This is a genomic window from Bacillus sp. AFS037270, from assembly GCF_002585305.1.
Genome location: NZ_NUNF01000079.1, coordinates 1 through 6028 on the forward strand (window position 1 = coordinate 1; position 6028 = coordinate 6028).

The 6028-nt window shown below is 41.1% G+C and carries 5 protein-coding genes and 5 tRNA genes; 8 read left to right on the plus strand and 2 right to left on the minus strand.

Going from position 1 to position 6028, the window contains the following annotated elements:
* Nucleotides 1-57 precede the first annotated feature (57 nt).
* The 5 genes from COD92_RS27670 to COD92_RS27690 all read left to right on the plus strand — a co-directional run bounded on the left by COD92_RS27670 (nucleotide 58) and on the right by COD92_RS27690 (nucleotide 476).
* Nucleotides 58-133, plus strand: a tRNA-His gene (locus COD92_RS27670).
* Between the two features lie 23 nt (nucleotides 134-156).
* Nucleotides 157-231, plus strand: a tRNA-Gln gene (locus COD92_RS27675).
* 7 nt (nucleotides 232-238) lie between these two features.
* Nucleotides 239-312: transfer RNA gene (locus COD92_RS27680), tRNA-Cys, on the plus strand.
* Between the two features lie 12 nt (nucleotides 313-324).
* Nucleotides 325-398 (plus strand) — tRNA-Gly (locus COD92_RS27685).
* A 4-nt stretch (nucleotides 399-402) separates the two neighbouring features.
* Nucleotides 403-476, plus strand: a tRNA-Ile gene (locus tag COD92_RS27690).
* 379 nt (nucleotides 477-855) lie between these two features.
* Here COD92_RS27690 and COD92_RS27695 read toward each other — a convergent pair.
* Nucleotides 856-1647 carry a Cof-type HAD-IIB family hydrolase gene (locus COD92_RS27695; RefSeq protein ID WP_098532440.1) on the minus strand — a complete coding sequence of 264 codons (792 nt, stop codon included), beginning with the start codon at nucleotides 1645-1647 and terminating at the stop codon, nucleotides 856-858.
* Nucleotides 1648-1794: 147 nt separating this feature from the next.
* Nucleotides 1795-2760, minus strand: a complete 966-nt coding sequence (locus COD92_RS27700; protein ID WP_098996689.1) for a LacI family DNA-binding transcriptional regulator — start codon at nucleotides 2758-2760, stop codon at nucleotides 1795-1797.
* A 176-nt stretch (nucleotides 2761-2936) separates the two neighbouring features.
* Between COD92_RS27700 and COD92_RS27705 the strand changes: the two genes are divergently transcribed.
* From COD92_RS27705 to COD92_RS27715, 3 genes are read left to right on the plus strand one after another with little or no spacing between them, the layout of a single operon-like run.
* Nucleotides 2937-3701, plus strand: coding sequence for a sugar phosphate isomerase/epimerase family protein (locus COD92_RS27705; RefSeq protein ID WP_098996690.1), 765 nt, complete (start codon nucleotides 2937-2939; stop codon nucleotides 3699-3701).
* Nucleotides 3698-4657, plus strand: a complete 960-nt coding sequence (locus COD92_RS27710) for a sugar kinase (RefSeq protein ID WP_098532443.1) — start codon at nucleotides 3698-3700, stop codon at nucleotides 4655-4657. Before COD92_RS27705 ends, COD92_RS27710 begins: the two co-directional genes overlap by 4 nt.
* Before the next feature lies 1 nt (nucleotide 4658).
* A complete protein-coding gene (locus COD92_RS27715; RefSeq protein WP_098532444.1) occupies nucleotides 4659-5945 on the plus strand; it encodes an MFS transporter in 1287 nt (428 codons plus the stop codon).
* Nucleotides 5946-6028 lie beyond the last annotated feature (83 nt).

Here is a 6028-nt window from a genome sequence, read left to right on the forward strand (position 1 = left end):
CGTCCGGACCGCCATTTTTAAATTTGTAGCTTAGCTGCTATTGATATATATATTTTGGCGGTTGTGGCGAAGTGGTTAACGCATCGGATTGTGGTTCCGACATTCGTGGGTTCGATTCCCATCAGCCGCCCCATTTTATCTTTTTAAAAAAACTATTGGGCTATAGCCAAGCGGTAAGGCATCGCACTTTGACTGCGACATGCGTTGGTTCAAATCCAGCTAGCCCAGCCATTTTTAAGGCAGCATAGCCAAGTGGTAAGGCAGAGGTCTGCAAAACCTTTATCCCCGGTTCAAATCCGGGTGTTGCCTCCAAATCTTTATATTGCGGGTGTAGTTTACTGGTAAAACCTCAGCCTTCCAAGCTGATGTAGTGGGTTCGATTCCCATCACCCGCTCCAATATGGGCCTATAGCTCAGCTGGTTAGAGCGCACGCCTGATAAGCGTGAGGTCGATGGTTCGAGTCCATTTAGGCCCACTTAATAAAATGCTTGATTTCCATTTGGGAGTCAGGCATTTTTTATATGTGAGATATTTTTGATTGTTTATGTTGTTGATGGACAAAAAGAACACATAAGCATACGACTAAGTTCGATGAAACATTCATGAGGACAAAAAGAGGGCAGTCAAAGCCATCGCTGTCCACATAGAGCGTTCATGAGGACAAAAAAAGAAGAATTCAAGCGAGAGCTGTCCACATGGAGTGCTCATGAGGACAAAAAGACGGCAGCCAAAGCCATCTCTGTCCGTATGAAGCGTTCATGAGGACAAAAGGGCGCTCCATACCATCAATGTCCGCATAGAATACCCACCCATCATGTGAACAATCCCTATAGCTGTCCGCTCAGCACTAACTATTAAGAGGCAAGCCCTTCCTCCAACAGTCCCACCTTGATAAGTCCATTAAGGATTCCATTTTTAGAAGAAGAGGTTGTGATGACATCCGCCGCTGCTTTTGCTTCAGGCACGGCATTCCCCATCGCTACACCTGTTCCTACCGTTGTCAACATCTCAATGTCATTTAATCCATCCCCAAAGGCAAAGGCACTTTTTTCATCCATATCTAATACTTCTAGCAGTCTACGAATTCCAATTGCTTTTGAAGCACCGCGAGGGAGAATGTCGTAGGCTACATCATGCCACTTTACGAAACTGAAATCTGGGAAAAGGTCGATATACTGTTGAGCATCCTCTATACCGCAATATAAATGGCCTTGATAGATGGACAATTCGTTATAATACTCTTTATCCACTTCAGGATAGGGCATCATCAATGAATCAAAGCTGGCTTCAATAAACGGATGGTTTCTCTCACTAACCTTATAATCTTCATGGCTACAGTAAGCTAACGCATGACCGTTACGAGCCGTTATTGCTGACATGGATTGCAGGACACTAGGTTTAATTGGATTGGAGTATACCTCTTTTCCTTTGTACACCACATATTGTCCATTCATGGATACATAAGAATCAATATTTAGTTCCTTTTGAATCCAATAAAACATTTTTGGGACACGGCCCGTGGCAATGACGGTTTGAATCCCTTTATCCTGAAGCTGACGTACAGCTTTCTTTGTGGACTCTGGTATTACTTTTTTATCATCTAATAGAGTTCCATCAATATCAAAAAAAACAATTGGTTGTTTCATTTTATACACCTCCGGTAGAATACAACACTGTCGTTACGCTCGAGCGGGAACCTGATCACGCCGACAAGTGTTGTATGATCTTGCACCTAAAGCATATTTTATGAAACGCGTTTCAGGTCAAGTATATTTGAGCATTCTTTTATAAAATCATACGGTCTCGCGTTTAATTAATGTAACAGGCACTTCTTGATAAAAAGGCTCGTCACTTTGGAAAATCCCTTGCAGAAATAGTTTCTTGCCTATTTCCATAAGAGGGATTTGGATTGTCGTGATGTGCATCATTTGTGCAATTGGCTGATTGTTAAAACCAATAATGGCTAAATCATTCGGAATGGAGATATTACGATTGTGCGCACTCGTGACCACTCCTGCTGCCACTTCATCACTTGTTACCAGCAAAGCGGAAGGGGGATTAGCCATTTGTTCAACTTTATCGACTACTTTTTCGCCATCTTCAAAATGGAGACAGTGACTAATAATATATTCGGGATTGTAGGACAGCTGATATTTTTCAATAAAATGCTGATAGGCTAAAGCTCTATTTTTGCTATTTGTACCCGAGCTGCGGTAGATACAATAGCCGATTTTACGATGACCTTTCTCGTATAAGTACTCAAGAGCTGTCATGAAACCCTGATAGTGGTCTACAAATGTGGAGGGAACTTCCCTGCCCCTCGTATCTTCACATAATGTAATCGGGCCATAGGATAAATATTCTTCGATAATGGGCCAGCTGGAGATCCTTGAACAAATAATTAAGCCATCAATCTGCTTTTGTTTAAGCATTTGCAAGGCCTCAAGCTCCTTATCCTCATCGTAGTTGGTCTGAAATAGGACTAGTTTATAGTTATGGCGTAATGCTTCCGCAGCGATTCCCTTTATTAAGCGAGAAAAGTATGGATGGTCAATAAAGGGCACGACCACACCAATAAGAAAGGTCTTGCCCATGCTTAAATGGACCGCATTAATATTGGGCTGATAATTACTTTCCTTAATGGCGGCTAAGACCTTTTCTCTTTTTTCCTCACTTACATAGGGGTGATTATTCAAGACCCTTGAAACAGTGGTTACTGAAACTCCAGCCATCTTGGATAAATCTCTAATGTTTGTCATCTCATTACCTACCCTAATTCGTGCTAGTTAATACGATTATAGTACATAGGGCATATTTTTTAAAAAATATGCTTGCAAAAACGCTTTCATTGGGTTTATAATACAGATAAATCGATTTACTAAACCGATTTACTAAAACGTTTTAGAATAATGTTCATCTAGAAAGGATCTTTATTATGAAAAACGTGATTGTCCCGTTAAATGCTTTTGACAGCAGCGAAGTGACAACAAATGGTCAAAGCTCATTTGTAAAACTGATTGCTGAGGCCGGAGCTTATGGTATAGAGATTCGCCGCGAATTATTGCCGGCAGGCGACCATCAGCTTGATCAAATAAAAAGTGAAATTGACCGCTTTGGGCTATTCACTGTTTATTCTGCTCCAATTGAATGCTGGAAAGAGGATTGTCAGTTAAACAAAGAGCAGTTGAATAACATTTTTCAAGAAGCTGTTGTCCTAGGTGCAAACTGGGTAAAGGTATCATTAGGGCATTTTCAGCAAGATAAATCAAATATCGTCGAACTAGGTGAGTTCCTAAAGAAGCAAAAGGAAATACAACTGTTGGTTGAAAATGATCAGACCCCTTATGGAGGAAATGTTCAGCATCTACAGGTATTTTTTGAAAGCGTTGTCGAACAGGAGGTACCAGTCAAAATGACCTTTGATGCAGGAAACTGGTATTATTCCGGGCAGGATGTAGAGGAAGCGCTCAAAAAACTGACTCCATATGTCAGCTATCTTCATTTAAAACAAGTTACGAAAACGCTTGAAACCATACCGCTTCAGCCGGTTGGGGAACACAGCTGGAAGAAAGTAATGAGTAGTTTTCCGGCCGATATCGTGAAGGCACTAGAGTTTCCAATTGTTCCGAAAGAAAAAACGAAGGACTATATCCAAATGATTACGGATATGGCTAGAGAAAGAGAGGCGTTATTATCATGAAACAGCTAGATGTTGTCACTTTTGGAGAAGCGATGACGATGTTTATCGCCAATCAACCGGGTGCGTTACATGAAGTAAGTCAATTTACACGGGAACTTGCTGGTGCGGAAACCAACGTTGCTATTGGTCTTGCAAGGCTTGGACTTTCCGCCGGCTGGGCAAGTAAGCTTGGGAATGATGCATTTGGCAGGTTCGTTATCGACCGCCTAAAAAATGAAAACGTCAACATTGATCATGTATGGTTTGATGACAAGTATCCAACAGGATTTCAGTTGAAATCAAAGGTGCTTGAAGGTGATCCTGAGGTACAATATTTTCGAAAAGGGTCGGCAGCCAGTCATTTAAATGCAGCTGATTTTAAGGAAGAGTACTTTTTAACAGCAAAACACATGCATATGACGGGGATTCCATTAGCGATTTCAGAAGAGGCAAGGGAATTTGCTAATCATGCGTTAGCCTTTATGAAAAAAAGTGGCCGCACCGTTTCCTTTGATACGAATTTGCGCCCAAGTCTTTGGAGTTCACAGAAAGAAATGGTTAAACATATTAACGAAGCGGCATTTCAGGCTGATTATGTTCTGCCAGGGATTGCTGAGGGCGAAATTTTAACCGGTTTCAAAGATCCTCGTGATATAGCTTCTTTTTACCTTGATAAAGGTGTTAAGCTTGTCGTGATTAAGCTTGGCGGCGCGGGGGCATTTTATAAAACAAAGTCAGAAGAAGGGACGGTGCCAGGATTTAAAGTGGAGAAAATTATTGATACCGTGGGCGCTGGTGACGGATTTGCGGTAGGAGTTATTAGTGGATTACTAGATGGACTCAACATCAAAGAGGCGGTTATAAGAGGAAACGCGATTGGTTCCCTTGCAGTTCAAGCACCGGGAGACAATGATGGTTATCCGACAAAAGATAAGTTGTTAACTTATATCGAAAAAAATTTCCAGGGAGTGAAATAGGATGAAACAAACGATCGCAAAACAAAGATGGCTTCGCTTAATTCCAATTGCGTTCATCACCTACAGTCTTGCATATCTTGACCGTGCTAACTATGGTTTCGGGGCAGCGGCAGGATTAGCAAAGGATCTTCATATTACACCTGGTACTTCATCATTACTTGGCTCGCTATTTTTCTTAGGTTATTTCTTTTTCCAAGTGCCTGGTGCTAGTTATGCTGAAAAGAAAAGTGCAAAGAAACTGATTTTCTGGTCATTGATTTTATGGGGCGGTTTAGCATCAGCGACTGGTTTAATCACCAATATTAAACTATTATTTGTGATTCGGTTTGCGCTGGGGGTAGTGGAAAGTGCTGTTATGCCGGCAATGCTTGTATTCTTAAGCCACTGGTTTACAAAAGCAGAACGTTCTCGTGCGAATACATTCCTAATTTTAGGTAACCCTGCTACTGTTTTATGGATGTCAATTGTATCCGGTTACTTATTAAACTCTGTAGGCTGGAGATGGATGTTTATTATTGAAGGTCTTCCAGCTGTTATTTGGGCTTTCATTTGGTGGAAAATTGTTGATGATAAACCAAAAGAAGCAAAATGGTTAACAGAAGAAGAAAAACGTGATTTTGAACTACAATTAGAAAAAGAACAAGAGGGTTTGAAAGCGGTTAAAAATTACGGTGAAGCATTCAAATCAAAACCAGTTATTTTATTAAGTGCTCAATATTTCCTTTGGAGCATTGGGGTATATGGGTTTGTGATGTGGCTTCCATCGATTATTAAGGCTGCACCAAACATGGATATTGTGACAACAGGCTGGTTATCATCTGTACCTTATATCTTAGCAGTTGTGTTAATGCTAGCGGCTTCCTATTTCTCAGATAAAACGTTAAACCGCAGCGGTTTTGTTTGGCCATTCCTATTCATTGGTGCAGTTGCCTTTTATGCTTCATATGCGATTGGCACAAATCATTTCTGGATTTCGTTTATCCTGCTTGTAATTGCAGGCGGGGCAATGTACGCTCCATACGGACCGTTCTTTGCGATTATTCCTGAGATCCTCCCTCGTAATGTGGCAGGTGGTGCAATGGCTCTTATTAACAGTATGGGTGCGTTAGGTTCATTTGTTGGTTCGTATATTGTTGGGTACTTAAATGGAGCTACAGGTGGATTTGGTGCGTCTTACATCTTTATGGCAGGTTCATTATTCCTTTCTGCACTCTTAACTGTTTGGGCGGTAAAGGCTGCAAAAAAGGAAAGTAACCGCAAGTCATCTGGGGTGAAAATAACTGCTTAAAGTTGAAAAACTAGTGATGGATGATAGGCGGCGCAGCCACCTATCATCCTCTTTTTATCTGAAATAAGAAAGTATAAAAGTTT

What these genes read in the sequence shown, in the direction of transcription:
- COD92_RS27695 (WP_098532440.1), bottom strand. Translation starts at nt 1,647, where the DNA reads ATGAAACAACCAATTGTTTTTTTTGATATTGATGGAACTCTATTAGAT.
- COD92_RS27700 (WP_098996689.1), bottom strand. Translation starts at nt 2,760, where the DNA reads ATGACAAACATTAGAGATTTATCCAAGATGGCTGGAGTTTCAGTAACC.
- COD92_RS27705 (WP_098996690.1), top strand. Translation starts at nt 2,937, where the DNA reads ATGAAAAACGTGATTGTCCCGTTAAATGCTTTTGACAGCAGCGAAGTG.
- COD92_RS27710 (WP_098532443.1), top strand. Translation starts at nt 3,698, where the DNA reads ATGAAACAGCTAGATGTTGTCACTTTTGGAGAAGCGATGACGATGTTT.
- COD92_RS27715 (WP_098532444.1), top strand. Translation starts at nt 4,659, where the DNA reads ATGAAACAAACGATCGCAAAACAAAGATGGCTTCGCTTAATTCCAATT.